Origin of the sequence: Lachnospira eligens (genome assembly GCF_009680455.1) — a bacterium.
Lineage (GTDB): Bacteria > Bacillota > Clostridia > Lachnospirales > Lachnospiraceae > Lachnospira > Lachnospira eligens_A.
Genome location: NZ_WKRD01000004.1, coordinates 210,024 through 227,596 on the forward strand (window position 1 = coordinate 210,024; position 17,573 = coordinate 227,596).

At 38.4% G+C, this 17,573-nt stretch carries 15 protein-coding genes, 2 pseudogenes and 1 riboswitch; of the genes and pseudogenes, 14 read left to right on the plus strand and 3 right to left on the minus strand.

Annotated elements, in window-relative coordinates; genetic code table 11:
- Positions 1-293: 293 nt before the first annotated feature.
- Positions 294-1,457 (minus strand): annotated as a pseudogene (locus tag GKE48_RS06625) (ATP-binding protein); the annotation flags it as partial.
- A gap of 258 nt (positions 1,458-1,715) precedes the next feature.
- On the opposite strand from GKE48_RS06625, the gene GKE48_RS06630 reads away from it, so the two are divergent.
- Positions 1,716-2,651 (plus strand): AEC family transporter, encoded by a 936-nt coding sequence (locus GKE48_RS06630; RefSeq protein WP_022097607.1) that lies wholly within the window; start codon positions 1,716-1,718, stop codon positions 2,649-2,651.
- Positions 2,652-2,703: 52 nt separating this feature from the next.
- On the opposite strand, the gene GKE48_RS06635 is transcribed toward GKE48_RS06630, so the two are convergent.
- On the minus strand, positions 2,704-3,195 hold the full coding sequence (locus tag GKE48_RS06635) for a DUF2798 domain-containing protein (protein WP_022097606.1): 492 nt from the start codon (positions 3,193-3,195) through the stop codon (positions 2,704-2,706).
- A 184-nt stretch (positions 3,196-3,379) separates the two neighbouring features.
- A riboswitch (FMN riboswitch) is annotated at positions 3,380-3,504 on the plus strand.
- Between the two features lie 605 nt (positions 3,505-4,109).
- Here GKE48_RS06635 and ribD point away from each other — a divergent pair.
- From ribD to GKE48_RS06660, 5 genes are all read left to right on the plus strand, one after another.
- Complete coding sequence (gene ribD, locus GKE48_RS06640; protein ID WP_154300706.1) at positions 4,110-5,231, plus strand: bifunctional diaminohydroxyphosphoribosylaminopyrimidine deaminase/5-amino-6-(5-phosphoribosylamino)uracil reductase RibD; 1,122 nt, start codon at positions 4,110-4,112, stop codon at positions 5,229-5,231.
- Entirely contained in the window at positions 5,231-5,875 is a 645-nt protein-coding gene (gene ribE, locus GKE48_RS06645; RefSeq protein ID WP_154300707.1) for a riboflavin synthase, read from the plus strand. The genes ribD and ribE overlap by 1 nt, the downstream gene beginning before the upstream one ends.
- A 30-nt stretch (positions 5,876-5,905) precedes the next feature.
- Entirely contained in the window at positions 5,906-7,108 is a 1,203-nt protein-coding gene (locus tag GKE48_RS06650) for a bifunctional 3,4-dihydroxy-2-butanone-4-phosphate synthase/GTP cyclohydrolase II (RefSeq protein WP_022097603.1), read from the plus strand.
- 32 nt (positions 7,109-7,140) lie between these two features.
- Entirely contained in the window at positions 7,141-7,608 is a 468-nt protein-coding gene (ribH, locus tag GKE48_RS06655) for a 6,7-dimethyl-8-ribityllumazine synthase (protein WP_022097602.1), read from the plus strand.
- 204 nt (positions 7,609-7,812) lie between these two features.
- Positions 7,813-8,775, plus strand: coding sequence for a Gfo/Idh/MocA family protein (locus GKE48_RS06660; protein ID WP_154300708.1), 963 nt, complete (start codon positions 7,813-7,815; stop codon positions 8,773-8,775).
- A gap of 40 nt (positions 8,776-8,815) precedes the next feature.
- Here GKE48_RS06660 and GKE48_RS06665 read toward each other — a convergent pair whose 3' ends face one another.
- Positions 8,816-8,992 (minus strand): hypothetical protein, encoded by a 177-nt coding sequence (locus tag GKE48_RS06665; RefSeq protein WP_173016892.1) that lies wholly within the window; start codon positions 8,990-8,992, stop codon positions 8,816-8,818.
- A 231-nt stretch (positions 8,993-9,223) separates the two neighbouring features.
- Between GKE48_RS06665 and GKE48_RS06670 the strand changes: the two are divergent.
- The 8 genes and pseudogenes from GKE48_RS06670 to GKE48_RS06705 form a co-directional block, all read left to right on the plus strand.
- Positions 9,224-9,952 (plus strand): annotated as a pseudogene (locus GKE48_RS06670) (sensor histidine kinase); the annotation flags it as partial.
- Positions 9,953-10,006: 54 nt separating this feature from the next.
- Entirely contained in the window at positions 10,007-10,192 is a 186-nt protein-coding gene (locus GKE48_RS06675; RefSeq protein WP_173016901.1) for a hypothetical protein, read from the plus strand.
- 121 nt (positions 10,193-10,313) lie between these two features.
- Positions 10,314-12,032, plus strand: coding sequence for a HAMP domain-containing methyl-accepting chemotaxis protein (locus GKE48_RS06680; protein ID WP_055287843.1), 1,719 nt, complete (start codon positions 10,314-10,316; stop codon positions 12,030-12,032).
- Between the two features lie 46 nt (positions 12,033-12,078).
- Positions 12,079-13,770, plus strand: a complete 1,692-nt coding sequence (locus GKE48_RS06685) for an EAL domain-containing protein (protein ID WP_253007774.1) — start codon at positions 12,079-12,081, stop codon at positions 13,768-13,770.
- 230 nt (positions 13,771-14,000) lie between these two features.
- Positions 14,001-15,122: a 5-methyltetrahydropteroyltriglutamate--homocysteine S-methyltransferase gene (locus GKE48_RS06690; RefSeq protein ID WP_154300711.1), complete on the plus strand. Its 1,122-nt coding sequence runs from the start codon at positions 14,001-14,003 to the stop codon at positions 15,120-15,122.
- A 175-nt stretch (positions 15,123-15,297) separates the two neighbouring features.
- Positions 15,298-16,125: a hypothetical protein gene (locus tag GKE48_RS06695; protein WP_154300712.1), complete on the plus strand. Its 828-nt coding sequence runs from the start codon at positions 15,298-15,300 to the stop codon at positions 16,123-16,125.
- Positions 16,126-16,138: 13 nt separating this feature from the next.
- The gene (locus GKE48_RS06700) at positions 16,139-16,963 is read left to right on the plus strand and encodes a hypothetical protein (RefSeq protein WP_154300713.1); all 825 of its coding nucleotides are present in this window, start codon (positions 16,139-16,141) and stop codon (positions 16,961-16,963) included.
- A complete protein-coding gene (locus tag GKE48_RS06705; protein ID WP_154300714.1) occupies positions 16,953-17,561 on the plus strand; it encodes a hypothetical protein in 609 nt (202 codons plus the stop codon). Before GKE48_RS06700 ends, GKE48_RS06705 begins: the two co-directional genes overlap by 11 nt.
- Positions 17,562-17,573 lie beyond the last annotated feature (12 nt).

Consider the following 17,573-nt stretch of genomic DNA (forward strand, 5'->3'; position numbering starts at 1 on the left):
ATTATAATGTAATATTAGAAATTTTTGACAAATGGAGTGTTCCAGATGTTTTGACCACATGTTGGTGATTGTATGTCTGGATATATACATATTTTAGGACCAGCATTTTGCTGGTCTTTTTTATTAAATTGCTGGAGGTTGTGTATGAAAAGAGTAAAAACATTAATGCAGGTGAAATATCAGAACTGCCTGATGAAGAATATGTGTTACCATATGGAATTTCTAATGAGGACTAGTAATTAATATGCAAGAAGCTTCCCGCATTCTAAAAAATTCTGTCAAGTCCAAGCATACTATAACTCCAAACTATCCGCATTAAGCAAAAAATACTTCATTCCCATGATTACAAAGCCTTCTTCATTTCTCCAAGGTTTTTTTGTTCCGTTTACTATCACAATCTTTTTAAATGAATCTGGAATATTTCTAAATGAATTAAGTTCCTGCTTCTGCTTTTCCTCTGAAGTCATATCGTAAGCCACCTGAATATAATATCTCTGACTACCCTGATTGACCACAAAATCAACTTCAAACTGCTTTCGAGTTGTTTTTCCTTCATCATTTTTCGTATATACGTCTACAATACCAACATCTACATTATAGCCTCTGATAAGTAGCTCATTGTAAACAATATTTTCCATGATATGAGTAGGTTCCTGCTGTCTAAAATTCAATCTGGCATTTCTAAGTCCCACATCTGTAAAATAGTATTTCAGATTTGCCCCTACATATTTTCTGCCTTTAATATCATATCTGTCAGCTTTAGAAATCAAAAATGCCTCCACAAGATAATCTATATGGTTGGATATGGTCTTATTGCTGTAATTTATACCACGCTCACTTTTATAAGTATTTGATATTTTTGTTGGATTAGTAGGAGCCCCTATCGAAGAAGCGAGAATATCTACTAATGTATCAATCTCATCAACATTTCGAAGCTTGTTTCTTTCTACAACATCCTTAATATAAACATTTGTGAAAATGTTTTTTAGATACTCAGCCTTTTGGCGTTCCATAGAGAACTGTACCACCTGTGGTAAACCACCATATATCATATATTCTTCCCAAGTATCATCATAATCTCCACCGAAAGCTGCATAGAACTCTGCAAAAGACAACGGATATATTCTTATCTCGTCTCCTCTGTCTCTAAATTCAGTTACAATATCACTGGATAGAAACTTAGAATTACTGCCAGTCACATATATATCAATATTGCTGATACGAAGCAGGCTGTTCAGAACTTCCTCAAATCGTGGCATAAACTGTACTTCGTCTAAAAGTAGATAATACTTCTGGTCATCTTTCATTGCATCTTTAATATACTGGTAACACTTCTTTGGATCTCTCAACTCCTCATTTTCAATGCCATCTAAAGCAATCTCAATGATATGGTCATTATCTATGCCACTTTCCGATAAATATTTCTTAAACAATACAAATAGCAAGAATGATTTTCCCATATGAATTTGCGGCGTATGGGACAGGAGCTATTATTCAATCAGACATACGACCTATGGCATTAGTTATGCATCTTGATATTTGCAAAGAACATATGTAATATAGGTGGGGGAAAAGTTTCCCCTGCTTATATATTGATTTTTTATATAAAAGAGGAGGCTTTTGCTTAAAAGAATGTTATGCCTGGTGGATGAATGATAATTGCAAAAGATGTATATAATGCGTTGGGCGTATCATAACAATAGGAGATGATTTTTATGCATATTAGCATACTTCTTATGGAACAGATAGTAGAGCTATTCATTATGATTCTTATGGGCTTTATTATTGTAAAAGCAGGTATCGTAAAAGATGAGGACAGTAAAGTTTTATCCAAAATTGTTTTATACCTGATTATACCATGTGTCATTATAAAGGCTTTTCAGGTGGATTATACATCAAAGACAGTAAATGGGTTGTTGCTTGCTTTGGCGGCATCAGTGACATTACAGATTGTATTGCTTGGAGTTATATCAGTTATGGGGAGATTGTTTCACCTGAATGAGGTGGAGATAGCATCTGTTTATTATTCAAATTCAGGTAATCTTATTGTTCCAATTGTGACATTTATTCTAGGTCAGGAGTGGGTGCTTTACGGATGTGTTTTCATGAGTGTGCAGCTTATCTTTTTGTGGACTCACTGTAAAAAAATAATCAGCCGTGAAAGTTCATATGACTGGAAGAAGATTGTGTTAAATATAAATATGATCTCGATTGTGGTTGGTGTAATACTTTTCTTTACAAGAATCAGACTGCCTTTAATAATTAATGATACGATAGGCTCTGTTGGCAATATGATAGGACCTGCCAGCATGATAGTTACAGGAATGCTTTTTGCAGGGATGGATTTAAAGAAAATTTTTGCTAACAGAAGGCTGTATTTTGTTTCTTTGTTGAGAATGGTTGTTGTACCGCTTATAGCACTTCTTTTGATAAAATTAAGCCATCTTGCTGGTATTTCTCAGGATGCACCTAAAATTATGCTTATTGTTTTCTTGGCAGTTATTACACCTTCAGCATCAACAGTTACGCAGATGTGTCAGGTATATGGCAATGATTCAAAATATGCCAGTGCCATAAATGTGATTACAACGCTTAGTGCTATAGTAACCATGCCGGTAATGGTATTTTTGTTTGAAAATGTAATATTATAAATAATTGATTTTTTTAAGGGGCTGTCAAGTGACAGCCCCTTAGTGATTAATATTATTCTGCCTCTGCAGCCGTTACAGCTTCTGTTGCATCAGCATTTTTTCTAACAAATATTGCCCTGAATATAAGCCTTACAAATGGTCCGCAATAGAACATCTGATAGCAGATTGCCATAGGGAAATTCATTGCCCATGTCTTAACCCACATGCCAAAGGATGGTTCTTTGAAAAGAAATGTTGCAACGAGACTCATAATCGGACACATAATGCAGCATATGCATATTGATATTGCATATGTGATGAACTGAGGTCTGTCTGTAGGACGCATAACTGTGAAAGCAAGCATTTTAGCAATCTTTCCTACAACGAAGAATTCGAGTACGAATGCAATAGGAACCATGATTGGCAATTCATGTGTTGCAGCTAAGAAAGTAGTACCATTTACAGTACCTGTGTTGAGGGCAACATTATATACGACCATTCCATAGACCATAATTGTTGCCATAATAATTGTGAAAACAACATCCTGAAACTTGTTTTTTGGCATAAAAAAATCCTCCTTAAATAATAACATAAGCAAAACATGTGTTGTTCGTTATCATCCGGGGGATGTGTCGTTTCCAATATAACCATATTTAATTGTGCCGTGGTATAGTATCATAAAATTAATAAATATGTCAAGTACTTGATTTTTTAAAAATCGGGTGTATACTATAAACAATTTAATACATATGGAACTTCAGGGCAGGGTGTGATTCCCTACCGGTGGTAAAGCCCACGAGCCGAGGCGTAAGCCAGAGCATGATTCGGTGTAATTCCGAAGCCGACAGTAAAGTCTGGATGGAAGAAGTGATATTAAAGTTAGTTATTCATAATGTAATCATAGTAGAATGAATGGCTGGCTTGAATGTGGATACTGGCTCTGAGATGAATTATTATCTCAGAGTTTTTTTGATTGTCAGAGTAAGAATTTGATTATAGAAATTCGATATTTTGGCGTAAGGCTTCTGAAGTGGTGAGATGAAACTGCTTTGGAAGCTTTTTTTATGTCTGGGCTGGATTTTGGTCGTGCTAGGATGTCTGTATTGTTGAGGCGGAGTCTGGTCTGAAATGTTGGAACTGGCAATTGTGGCGGCTGCATATTACGGCGATTCAATTCTGAGCAATCTGGCGGCATATTATAGCAATTCAGAGCAGAATGGCAGCAGGTAAATTTGGTAAAAACCTATAAATGTAAGTTTTTTGTGGCTTTAGTAGGTTTATTTTAGCTAAAAACTGAAGAAAACTTAAGCAATTACCTACTAAACCATTGAAAATGCGACTACTTATAGGTATCACGACTTTGAACCGGCAAAATCAGGAAAACAACAAGCACATTAAGAATGAAATTAAGATACAGCAAACAAGGAAAATCAGGAAAGAGAAAAGCAGGACAGGAAGGAACAGAAAGAAGGTGCAGATATGCAGCAGGAAATAAATAACAATTTTTCAAAAGAAGATGAATTCTACATGAAGCGGGCGATTGAACTGGCGAAGAGAGGAACAGGCTGGGTTAATCCTAATCCGCTGGTGGGAGCTGTAATTGTAAAGGATGATAGAATTATAGGTGAAGGCTGGCACAGGAAATATGGTGAGCTTCATGCGGAAAGAGATGCACTTTCAAGATGTATGGAGGATACCAGTGGAGCAACCATATATGTGACACTTGAGCCGTGCTGCCATCATGGGAAACAGCCGCCTTGCACTGAAGCACTTGTGCAGGCAGGAATAAGCAGGGTTGTGATAGGTTCGATGGATCCTAATCCTCTGGTAAGTGGAAAAGGTGTTAAATATCTGGAAGAACACGGGATTAAAGTTGAAGGATGTGTATGCAATGAAGAATGTCTGGCGATGAATTATGTATTCTTTCATTACATAAGGAATAAAGAGCCATATGTTGTGATGAAAACGGCACAGACACTTGATGGGAAAATTGCCACATATAAGGGACTTTCCAAGTGGATTACGGGTGAGCAGGCAAGAGAAAATGTGCATGCAGACCGTCACAGATATGCGGCAATTATGGTTGGTGTCGGCACTGTGATTGCTGATAATCCAATGCTTGACTGTAGAAGTACAGCCGTAAGCAATCCACACAATCCTGTGCGAATCATATGCGACAGCAGATTGAGAACTCCGCTGGACAGCAGAATTGTAAAAAGTACAGGGCAGATACCAACAATAATTGCTACATGTAGTACCGACAGCGACAGGAAATCTTTATATGAAAATGCAGGCTGTGAAGTGATAATTACAAAAGAATCAGAGCAGCACGTTGACCTTAAAGAGCTTATGAACATACTTGGAGAAAAAGGTATCGACAGCGTGATTCTAGAGGGAGGCGGAACACTTAACTTCTCGGCATTGCAGGCTGGAATTGTGAAACGGGTTCAGACTTACATTGCACCTAAAATATTTGGCGGGGCAGACAGTAAGACAGCAGTTGAAGGTCAGGGTGTTGCAAATGTAGATGAAGCATATCAGTTGAGAAACAAGACAGTTCGTCTTCTTGGTGACGATATTCTGATTGAAGGAGAGTTGTAATGTTTACGGGAATTATTGAAGAAATCGGACATGTGAATAATGTGAAAAAAGGAACGGCGTCGGCAATCCTTACAATACAGGCAGAAAAAGTCCTTGAGGGAACACATATAGGAGACAGCATTGCTGTCAATGGTGTGTGCCTTACAGTGACAGGGATATATGATAATACATTTAATGCGGATGTAATGCATGAGACGCTGAACCGCTCATCACTTGGCAAACTGGTGAGTGGTAGTGCAGTTAATCTTGAAAGGGCAATGGCGGCTGATGGAAGGTTCGGAGGACATATAGTTTCAGGACATATTGATGGAACAGGAAAAGTTGCAGCGATAACCAAGGATGATAACGCGATATGGTATCAGATTAAGACAGACAGCGGAATATTAAAATATATTGTTGAAAAAGGTTCGGTTGCCATAGATGGAATAAGTCTTACGGTTGCCAAGACGGACAGCCAGAGCTTTTCAGTATCAATAATACCGCATACGGCAGGTGCGACAACGCTGTCACTTAGGAAAGCTGGTGATGTAGTTAATCTTGAAAATGATATTGTCGGTAAGTACATAGAGAAATTCATCACATTTGAAAAGGAAAAGCCGAAAAGCGGGATAACGAAAGAGTTCCTGCTAAAGAATGGATTTTAAAATATCAAAGGGAAAGGAAGGTAAAAGAAAATGTTTGAGTATAACACAGTAGAAGAGGCAGTTAAGGATTTACAGGATGGAAAGCTGATACTTGTCTCAGATGATGAAAGCAGAGAGAATGAGGGCGACCTGATATGTGCCGCTGAATTTGCAACTACTGAAAATGTGAATTTCATGGCGACATATGGAAAAGGACTTATATGCATGCCTATGAGTGGAGATTTGTGCAGAAAGCTGGGACTTACACAGATGGTTGCTGACAATACTGATAACCATGAAACTGCATTTACAGTGTCAATAGACCATGTTAAGACGACAACAGGAATATCGGCAGAGGAGAGAGGCTTTACTGCAAGAGCATGTGTGTCAGATGAAGCAAAGCCTGAGGATTTCAGAAGACCGGGACATATGTTTCCACTACGTTCAAAACCTAATGGAGTTCTTGAAAGAAACGGACATACAGAGGCAACAGTAGACCTTATGAGAATAGCAGGACTTAAAGAATGTGGTCTGTGCTGTGAAATAATGAAAGCGGACGGAACAATGATGAGAAAAGAAGACCTCATAGAAATGTCCGAAAAATTCAATCTCAAATTCATAACAATTAAAGCAATTCAGGAATACAGAAAGAGACATGACAACTTGGTTGAGTGTGTGGCAGTTACAAGAATGCCGACAAAGTATGGGGAATTCATGGCACACTGTTATGTTAATAAGTTAAATGGCGAGCATCATGTTGCATTGGTAAAGGGAGACATTGGTGATGGCAGCAATCTTTTGTGCAGGGTACATTCAGAGTGCCTGACTGGAGACGCATTTGGCTCAATGAAATGTGACTGCGGTCAGCAGCTAGCGTCAGCGATGACACAGATTAACAATGAAGGCAGGGGAGTACTTCTTTATATGAGACAGGAGGGCAGAGGAATCGGGCTTGTTAATAAGCTTAAGGCATATGCACTTCAGGATCAGGGAATGGATACACTTGAGGCTAATCTGGCACTTGGTCTGCCGGGAGACGCACGCGAGTACTACATAGGAGCACAGATATTGAAAGACTTAGGCGCTAAGAGCTTAAGGCTTCTTACTAACAATCCCGATAAGGTATACCAGCTTGCAGATTTTGGAATCGAAATCAGTGAGAGAGTGCCTATTGAGATAGATGCGACCAGCTTTGACAGGTTCTATCTTAAGACAAAGCAGACAAAGATGGGACACATTTTAAATGTAGTGTAAAAATATGAATTATTTATAAGGAGAAATTGATGATGAGAGTTTTAGAAGGTAAGTTAGTTGACAGTGGAATTAAGGTAGGTATTGTAGCGGCAAGGTTTAATGAATTTATTGTGTCTAAGCTTGTTGCGGGAGCTAAAGACGGGCTTGTAAGACATGATGTTTCAGAAGAAAATATTGATCTTGCATGGGTGCCGGGCGCATTTGAGATACCATTGATAGCTTCAAAGATGGCAAAAAGCGGCAAGTATGACGCAGTTATATGTCTTGGTGCAGTTATAAGAGGTGCTACAAGCCATTACGATTATGTGTGTAGCGAGGTTTCCAAAGGCATTGCAAATGTTTCTTTAGCAAGTGATATTCCTGTTATGTTTGGAGTGCTTACTACAGATACAATCGAGCAGGCAATTGAGCGCGCCGGAACAAAGGCAGGCAATAAGGGATTTGAGTGCGCTGAAGGTGCTATTGAGATGGTTAATCTTATTAAAGAGATTGAAGGATAATATATAAAATTTTTAGTAATTGTAAAAGGTCAGATTCGTCAGTAACCATTGGGCTTGGCGGGTCTGGCCTTTTGTATTATAAAATATGATATAAAATGGATATGCGAAGATGATGATATAAGGTATAATAGATTTGTATCCTTTAATAATTGTTAAATGAGGATATATTACATATAAATTTATAGAATCGATGGGAGAGATAAGATGAAGTGGGGAATTTTGGCTACAGGTAATATTGCAAAAAAATTTGCATCAACCATAAATCAGATGAGTAAAGAAAATGAACAGTTAGTAGCAGTTGGTTCACGTAACATTGAAAGTGCAAAAGCCTTTGCTAATGAGCATGATATCCCAAGATATTATGATTCGTATGAAGCACTGGTTAAAGATCAGGATGTTGAGGCTGTTTATGTAGCAACACCAAATACCTTGCATTATGAGAATTGCAGGTTATGTCTTGAACATGGAAAGCATGTATTGTGCGAAAAGCCGTTTACGATAAATGATAAACAGGCACAGGAACTGTACAAGCTGGCAAGGGATAGGCATCTTTTTATCATGGAGGGACTCTGGATATGGTTTCTTCCATTGTATGATCGTTTACACAGTATCTTACAGCAAGGAGTTATTGGAGAAATAAAACATATTTCATGTCAGTATGGGTTTGTTGCAACAGGTGCCAGAAAAGAGCGTAAATTTAACCCTGCACTTGGTGGAGGTGCTTTGTTGGACATAGGAATTTATAATCTGGGATTTCTGCGTATTGTTACAGGGAATGAGCCGCAGAATGTAGAAACTCAAAAAGTACATATTAATGAGTATGGAACAGATGATTACAGCTGTCTCAAACTGACATATAATGATGGATGTACGGCAGAATCAGTCCAGACAATTGGGCAGGAATTAAAACGTAATGCCAGAATTGAGGGAACAAAGGGAAGTATATTTTTACCGGATTTCCAACACGCCGAGACCATGATACTTGAGGTGGAAGGAAAAGAACCAGAAACAATCGAGTGTCCGGTTGATATAAATGGCTTTGAATATGAAATCAGAGAAGTAAGCAGATGTGTAAAACTTGGATATTGCAGCAGTGATGTATATACAGCTAAAGACAGTATTGCACTTACAAGGCTGATGTATGATATCCGTATGAGCTGGAGTTAAAAATAGGAGACAGATATATGTATATATAAGAGCAGGCTTTTCAGCCCCTTCTTTTTGCAACTGACCGACAGGCAATGCTGAGTATGCTTGGAAGTTCCAGACATCCGTCAGGTCTGTAATCATTATCATCCCAGCTATATCCCTCACCACTGCCACATCTGCCTTGTTTGCCATCGTGCGGAAAGTGATTATCACCATCGTACATAATTGTCCACATAATAAATATTAAAGTTGTTTTTTTTATTTTTCAATTTGTTACACCTGTTATGTCATTATATCTTATATTGGCTTATCCGCATACCTGTTTATGGTGCAAATGTTAATATAAAATTGTCGGTTTTTTATCATATAAAAATGTAGGAAAACCTACACGATTATATGATGTTTTATTTGCTATTGCTATCTGCTCCTCGATTTTTCGTATAGCATCAATATCTTCTGTAAGTGTCTTTGTGTTTCGTATAATAAGATGCTTGAACGTCTATCGGAGGCATTTAAGATACAGAGGCAGTTTACTGAGAATGCGGCACACGAGCTTAGGACTCCATTATCATTAATGCAGATTCAGCTTGATTTATATAATTCTGGCAAGCATCCAGGTAATGATGCAGATACCATACAGACGATAAAGATGGTTACTGAACAGAATGAAAGACTTAGTAAAATGGTAAAAACGCTCCTTGACATGAGCGAGCTTCAGACAGTGGGACGTGATGAGACGATTATAGTTAATGCACTTATTGATGAGGTATTGGCGGATCTGGAGCCACTTGCACAGGAAAAGAATATAAAGCTTATTGGAAAATGTAAGGATGTAAATATGGTTGGAAGTGATATACTTATATATAGGCTTGTATATAATCTTGTTGAGAATGCCATAAAATATAATCATTCTGGTGGACAGGTCATAGTAGAGGCATATCAGAAGGAAAAGCAGGTTTATCTGTCAGTAGAGGATACGGGAAGTGGAATTCCAGAGGAACTTAAGGAACGTGTGTTTGAACCTTTCTTTCGCGTAGATAAATCAAGAAGCCGTGAGCTTGGTGGTGTTGGTCTTGGACTTGCGCTTGTTAATGAAATTGTGCGGGTACACGATGGCAGTATTGCAATCAGGCCTAACCCATCAGGAGGAACAATAATAGAAGTGCAGTTTGCAGTTAACAGAACAACAGCTTAAGCTGTCTAGACATACAGTTTATTTATGTGCAGAAATCTTGCATATGACTGTGTTATGAAAGACTGCATTCACATGGATAATTCGCCATCAATTCTTCGCAAAGATGGATTTGAGTTCCTTTATGATAAGTACAAAGACAAGATATATAAGGATATGGAACAAATGGCAAAAGACTTGGGATTGGATGGTCAGAAAGAAGTATTTTCACCAGTTTCTAGCAATAGAACCACTAATATGTAGTAGAAAATAATTTAATGCTTTTTTTATAGACTTTTCCAATAAAGTATGCTATCTTATAGCAGTTTATGGATAAACAAATGTGATAAAAGATCAATAATTTACAAAGAAAGGGAAAACTATCATGGAAAAGATTAAAAAGCGTATAGCTAACTTAAAGGTTGCAGGAAAATTAAAAGTATATCGAATGACAGTACTTGTTATGACATTATTTTTAGTGTTGGTGGCACTGATCTCGACATTAGTGATCCGTTCAAATATAGAGAAGATCACGGAGGTCTGGTCTCCGTCATTGGAATATCTGCAGGATTTAGAGACAATGACTGCGAAATACAGAATCAAGCAGTATCAGCACCTGGTAGAATCAGATGCATCGGATATGACTGCCTGTGAAGAGGAAATTCGGAAGCTGGAGAGTCAGATCCAAGATACAGATGCGAATCTGGATGCAATCATGTCTGCAGACAGTGATGCTAAAAAAGGACAGAACGATTACGAAGTAGCAAACGCTGCATGGGAAAAATACAGGGCTGCTTCAGATGAAATCCTGAAGTTGAGCCGTGAGAATAAACAGCAGGAAGCAGCAAAGCTGATGACCGGAGAGGTGTATGAAGAATATAAAGCTTTTACTGAAAAATTAACTATATTACGTGACGAGTTCCAGGTAGAATTAGATCAGGCAAAGACCATGGCCAATGTATGCACCATCATCATATTTGTCGTGATTGTGGCAGCGGGTCTTGCGATTGCTGTAGTGACGACACTGATCGGAAGGATCATTACCAATTCCATTACTGAGCCGGTAGAACAGATAGATGCAGCAGTTGCCAGCCTGCGTAAGGGCGAACTATCTAATGTAGAAATGCTTACCTATGAGTCTGATGATGAGCTTGGCGATACCATTAAGAATCTGAAAGAAGCCATGGGTATTCTGGCAGATTATGTCAGCGAGATCTCTATGGAGGTAAAGGCAATAGCGCAGGGTGACCTGACCAGAAATGGTGATGATATTACAGATTTCCTAGGCGATTTCTCGGAATTGAAGGTATCACTGCTGTATATTCTGAAACGGTTTAACAGTACCCTGACCGAGATCAGCAATCTGGCAGAACAGGTATCATCGAATGCATCCGAGGTGGAAAATGCATCAAAATCCCTGGCGGACGGTGCAACAGAGCAGGCAGGAGTAATCGAGGAATTGAATGCCACCATTGATACGGTCGTGGATCTGGCGGCAGATACAGCGAAGGAAACACAGAGCGCATCTGCACGTGTAAAAGCCTCTGCAGATAAAGCGAACGAAGAAAAAGAAAAAATGAACGATCTGCTGATGGAAATGGAGCACATTACAGAAATCTCCAAGGAGATCGGTAATATTATCACAGATATCGAGGATATTGCATCCCAGACCAACCTGTTATCCCTGAATGCTTCCATTGAAGCTGCCAGAGCAGGAGAAGCAGGAAAAGGCTTTGCAGTAGTGGCAGATCAGATCGGCAAGTTGGCAGCAGACAGTGCAAAATCTGCTGTAAATACAAGAGATCTGATCGATAAGACCTTAGTGGAAATCGAAAATGGCAATACGATTACAAGAACAACAGCAGACGCATTCAATCAGATCATTGCAGATATGGAGTCATTTGCAGAGATTGCACAGAACACCATGGAGAAAGCAAACTCCCAGGCTGAGTCCTTGGAACAGATCGGTCAGGGAATTGAACAGCTGTCCGGTGTGGTACAGGGCAATGCAGCATCCTCAGAAGAGAATACTGCGATCAGTATTAATCTGGCAGAGGGAGCAGCCAAGATGCATGACCGCGTGAATATCTTTAAGTTATTCTAGAAAATGACAGGAATAGAGTGAAGTAGTCATAAGGAAGGTTATTGTTGTGATTAATGATATATTTAAATTATTTGGAGAGCAGGCAGCTGATATTTTATTTGAGATCATTACAGAATGTATGGACGATTATCTGTATATATTTGATCTGCAGAATAATACCTTTGAGATTTCACAGTCAGCTGTGGAACGATTTAATATACCGAGTAATATCCTGACAGATATGTCAAATGAAGTTATGAATGTAGTATATGAAGAAGACCGTGAGATGCTGGCAAAGCATCTTGCGGATATATGTGAAGGAAGAGAAAAGGTACATAATCTTCATTATAGATGGCTTGATAAAGAAGGTATGCCGGTCTGGATCAACAGCCGTGGTATCGTTGTCAATGATCAGCAGGGAAATGCAGAGTATCTGGTCGGGTGTCTGAATGAGACCGGCAACAAGAGAAGGGCTGATAATGTCACCGGACTGCTTGGCGGTCCGGAATTCCTTGCTTACCTGCGTGCACAAAAAGAACCCATTACCAAGGGATTTTTTATGCATATAGGAATTGATGATTTTGGAGCGATCAATAGCTCCAGGGGAGCTGATTATGGTAATTATATCCTGAAAAGCGTAGCCGGCTGTATGAAGGAATGCCTTTCAGACAAGCAGAGAATTTACCATCTGGTAGCGGATCAGTATGTGATCGTGGATCTGGAAGCTTCCTCCGCAGAAGAAGCTGTGGCACTGAAAGAAAAGATTTCAGATAAACTTCATAATTTCATAGTAGACGAAAATTATGAAGCTATATTTTCTATTTCTATTGGTGTTATAGATGCAGCAACATTTTGTGAGGGAACCGAAGAATGCCGCAAAAAGTTTGAATTTGCCTTGAAACAGGCAAAAAGCATGGGTAAAAATGGATTCTATATTTTTGACCAGGATGACTATGAGGTCTTTTTACATAAAGGAAGAATCATAGCAACACTTCGTAATGCTATTGTGAACCATTATGATGGCTTTGAAGTATACTACCAGCCGATTGTGGACTGTCAGTCCGAACAGATCATTGGAGCAGAGGCACTGATGCGTTTTTCCATGATAACGGAAGAAGGGCGGGAGTTTGTTTCACCGATGGAGTTTATCCCATTATTGGAAGAGACCGGATTAATCATTCCCGCTGGAAGATATATTTTGAACGAAGCTGCAGCAATGTGCTGTGAAATGCAGAAATATATTCCTGATTTTCGGATGAATGTAAATGTATCCTATGTTCAGATCCTGCAAGGCAATGTGGAGCGGGATATTCTGGATGCAATTCAAAAATATTCATTACAGCCGGAATGCTTATGTGTTGAAATGACAGAAAGCGGATTTATGGATATGACACCTTCGTTCTGTAAATTCCGTAAAACTCTGGACAAGAACGGGATTCCCTTTGTAATCGATGATTTTGGAACAGGATATTCGAATCTTCATTGTATCCGTGATATGAATCCAAGTTACGTGAAAATGGATAGGGATTTTACTGCCAAGGCGATGAACAGTGACAGGGATTATGAATTATATAAAAATATCATCACCATGGTACATAGTATTAACGTCAGGATATGCGCAGAAGGCATCGAGGAAAAAGAATGGCTTCTGAAAATGAAAGAAATGAAGGTTGATTATCTGCAGGGATATTATTTGGGAAGACCATGTGGAAAGAAACAGTTTCTGCAGCAATATGCCAGTGGCATCAACATTAAATAAAGAAAGTAAGGCAGACTCAGCTATGCGGGGCTGCCTTATTTTATGGTCTTATCAGAAGGATGGATCCATAACGGCTTCTTTCAGTATGTGAACACACCTGTAAATAAGGTCATAAAGCAAAACTAGACATAGTTTAAAGATATGGCTAACCACAATTAAAATGTATTATAAATGTCAAATCATATCTGATACAATTATCCTTACAATTGATTTATAACAGGAGGATACACATGAGTAAATTACATACACCTTTCAGATATGATTATGTGGGAAGTTTTTTAAGACCAGAAAGATTAAAGAAGGCAAGAGCTGATTATGAGAGCGGAAAGATTAACAAGGCAGAGCTTACAGCAGTTGAAGACGACTGCATAAGAGAGCTTGTAGCAAAGGTTAAGGAGCTTGGATATCATGTTATTACTGATGGAGAGTTCAGAAGATCTACATGGCATCTTGATTTCATGTGGGGCTTCAATGGCGTTGAGCATAGAAAGACAGTTGACGGTAATACAACATTTGATGCAGAAGCAGCAATGATTGATGATACATATATGGTTGGTAAAATATCAGTAAAGGACCATCCATTTGTTGAACATTTCAAATTCGTTAAGGCATTAGAGGATGAGAACACTGTTGCAAAGCAGACAATTCCTTCACCGGGACAGTTCTACGCATATTTTACGGGCGCAGAGCTTTTAGCAGATACACTTGCAATCTACGGAACAGAGGAAGCATTTGCAGAAGATGTAATCAAGGCTTACAATGAATTTGTTACTGAAATATATGCAGCAGGCTGTAGAAATCTTCAGTTTGATGACTGCGTATGGGGTGGAATGGTTAATCCAAAGCTTGCTGTTGCACTTACAGGCAGAAGCGGGGAGGCTCTTGAAGAGTACAAGAAGCTTATGCTTAAGTTAAACAACGAGGTTGTAGCTGCAGCACCAGAAGATCTTCTTATCAACACACATGTGTGCAGAGGTAACTATCATTCAACATTCTTCAGTTCAGGCGCATACGACAGCGTTGCTGATTTACTTTTTGGTGAGGAAAATGTTAATGCTTATTATCTTGAATATGATGATGAACGTTCAGGCGGATTTGCACCATTAGCAAAGGTATCAGGGGATAAGAAGGTTGTTCTTGGACTTGTTACAACTAAGACACCAGCCCTTGAGAACAAGGAGCTTGTTATTAACAGAATTCATGAGGCAGCAAAATATGTTCCGCTTGACAGACTGTATCTGAGCCCACAGTGTGGATTCGCTTCATGCGAGATTGGAAATAAGCTTACTGAGGAAGAGCAGTGGGCTAAGTTAAAGCTTGTCAAGGAAATTGCTGAAGAAGTATGGGGATAAGTCCTAGAAAATGAATATATGATGATTTAGAAGGATTGGAGATTGTCAGAAGTCTCCAATCCTTTTTTGATTTTTATCAGTTATAACTGATAAAACTGTCAAACTTTTTTCCGCATGATTTCGTATATTAATATAGAAAAGCAAGTGTGATTAAATCAAAAAAGGGAGGGGTTTTATGAGAAAGAAATGGTTTGTTGGCATATTTGTAGCATTGATAAGTATGACATGTATATCAGGTTGTGGAGTTTCTTATAAAGATTATACGGATATACAGCAGACGGAGACTGAAACTGAGCAGACTGGTGGAATTGAGACGAATCGTGAATATATTATGGAAGCGGATGTTATGAAGTTGCCATCAGACGCAGTAATTATAGATGATTATTCTAAAGAGGGAACAATTCTTACAAGTCCACATTTAAACTATAATATTAGTATAAAGGTAAATAAGGCTATACTGGCTGATAATATGGATGCGTATAAAGAAATTGGTGGTACAGACAGTAATTTTATAGAATGGATAAAAAAGGTTAATTCAAGAGAAGCAGGATTTACTAACACATACAATGAAGCAGACGGGACATTTGACAGCAGATATGATGGGATTGGTACTAAGATTTTTATGATATCGGCAGAACTTGTTAATAACTCAGATTCAGAAGCCACAATTAATATTGCTGGAATAAAGTCATATAGTCTGGACAGGGAGAATGGGGAGATTACCAGATTGAGTATATGTGAATCAATATTTTACGATTATGCAGAATCAACAGGCGCAGATTATGGAAATATGACACTTAAGGCTGGGGAACACCGCAATATAGTTTTATGTATGGTTGAGCCGGACAAGATAGTAAAAAAATATTACAGAAATGAGAATGGCAGAAATGTTGCGACAGACACTGAGGATATTAATTATGACAATATTTATCTGAGATTAAGCCTTTTAGGGGTTCAGCAGGTCGCTAACGGGGAAAACTTTATAAAGTTTAATATTGAGTAAGAAGGTGATGTATATGGGGCGAATGATAAGAATAGAACTTTACAGAGCTTTTCATGGGAAAGAACTTAAAGCTGCAATGTTATTAGGAGGGATGCTGGGACTGGCACATTTTGTATTAGAAGTTATACCATCAGTCAGTCATATATTTGACGGATATCATCCGGATATTGCGTCTTCTGTTGTTGGAAATGTTACGGAAAGCTGGATGGGTGGAATGATTAATCCAGAGATTAATATATACCAGATGGTGGTATTTTTATTAATAACTATTCCGTATGCAGCATCATTTTACACAGACAGGAAGTCCGGAATACTTAAGAATATAGCCGTAAGAGGTGAAAAAAGAGAATATCTGGCAGCCAAATCTGTAGCGGTGTTTATGACTGCCGGGGTTTCAGCAGTATTTCCGTTGTTACTTAATCTTATGCTTACAATGACAATGTTTCCGGTAATTAATTATGACTGGTACCAGCTGCCGAATTATAAGGCATTGTTTATGAATCTTGCTGTTAAAAATGTGATTGCATATTGCATTGTATATATGGCACTGATATTTGTATTTGCAGGACTTATAGCGGGACTGGCATTATCACTGTCATTATATGCTAATAACAGATTTGTTGTATTATCGCTGCCTTTTCTTATATGTATAGTATCGGGAAGGCTGGTTGTATATTCGGGTAATCCGGTTATAAGGGGGCTTGCAATACAGAAGGTGTTTTATGTTCCACAGAGTTCGCCAACAACATTAGTTTCTTTATGCATATTGTTTGTTGTGCTTGTTTTATGCGGATATGTGCATTTTATGGTAAGGGGCGTGAAAATGGATGTTTTATAACGACAGATTATCGGGAAAGCAAAGAAAGCAGAAAATAGCATTGATAGTATGTGCAGTAGTGGTTCTGGCAGTATGGCTTGTGCTTACAATCAGAATTAATACGATTTTTCCATCCAAAAAGATTGAAAAATGCGGGTATGGGGAATGGATTAATTATACACCTGACATAGCGGATATTATTACAGCAGATGTGAGTATCTCACCGGTATCATGCAAAATGTATGACAGGGCAGGTATTTTAAAAGATTACACAAAAGAACAGCTTGGAATATTTTCAGAAGGAAAAGACGATTCAGATTATCTTGTATTTACTGTTGATATAAAAAATAACGGACAGGAGGCTGTAAGCATAAACCGTCTGGCATCATTATTTATCTATTGTACAGAATTTAATGGTGACAGCAACTCTCTGGAAAGGATGAATACTGATATTAAGACAGTGGCATCAGGTGAAACACAGAGAGTACAATTTGTAACCAACATAAAGTATAAGGATGCATGGATGGTTAATAGCAGACAGAGATATGCAGAGTCTGATGTTTACATAGTTATGTCACAGTATCCATTAGAGAGAAGAATGGTATTTTCTATTGAATAATTAATAAAGGGG

Bases quoted from the DNA above. Each gene is read 5' to 3' on its own strand.
- GKE48_RS06665 (WP_173016892.1), bottom strand. From the start codon at position 8,992: ATGTGGACAATTATGTACGATGGTGATAATCACTTTCCGCACGATGGC.
- GKE48_RS06700 (WP_154300713.1), top strand. From the start codon at position 16,139: ATGGGGCGAATGATAAGAATAGAACTTTACAGAGCTTTTCATGGGAAA.
- GKE48_RS06695 (WP_154300712.1), top strand. From the start codon at position 15,298: ATGAGAAAGAAATGGTTTGTTGGCATATTTGTAGCATTGATAAGTATG.
- ribE (WP_154300707.1), top strand. From the start codon at position 5,231: ATGTTTACGGGAATTATTGAAGAAATCGGACATGTGAATAATGTGAAA.
- GKE48_RS06650 (WP_022097603.1), top strand. From the start codon at position 5,906: ATGTTTGAGTATAACACAGTAGAAGAGGCAGTTAAGGATTTACAGGAT.
- GKE48_RS06630 (WP_022097607.1), top strand. From the start codon at position 1,716: ATGCATATTAGCATACTTCTTATGGAACAGATAGTAGAGCTATTCATT.
- GKE48_RS06690 (WP_154300711.1), top strand. From the start codon at position 14,001: ATGAGTAAATTACATACACCTTTCAGATATGATTATGTGGGAAGTTTT.
- GKE48_RS06705 (WP_154300714.1), top strand. From the start codon at position 16,953: ATGTTTTATAACGACAGATTATCGGGAAAGCAAAGAAAGCAGAAAATA.
- GKE48_RS06675 (WP_173016901.1), top strand. From the start codon at position 10,007: ATGAAAGACTGCATTCACATGGATAATTCGCCATCAATTCTTCGCAAA.
- GKE48_RS06680 (WP_055287843.1), top strand. From the start codon at position 10,314: ATGGAAAAGATTAAAAAGCGTATAGCTAACTTAAAGGTTGCAGGAAAA.
- GKE48_RS06660 (WP_154300708.1), top strand. From the start codon at position 7,813: ATGAAGTGGGGAATTTTGGCTACAGGTAATATTGCAAAAAAATTTGCA.
- GKE48_RS06635 (WP_022097606.1), bottom strand. From the start codon at position 3,195: ATGCCAAAAAACAAGTTTCAGGATGTTGTTTTCACAATTATTATGGCA.
- ribH (WP_022097602.1), top strand. From the start codon at position 7,141: ATGAGAGTTTTAGAAGGTAAGTTAGTTGACAGTGGAATTAAGGTAGGT.
- ribD (WP_154300706.1), top strand. From the start codon at position 4,110: ATGCAGCAGGAAATAAATAACAATTTTTCAAAAGAAGATGAATTCTAC.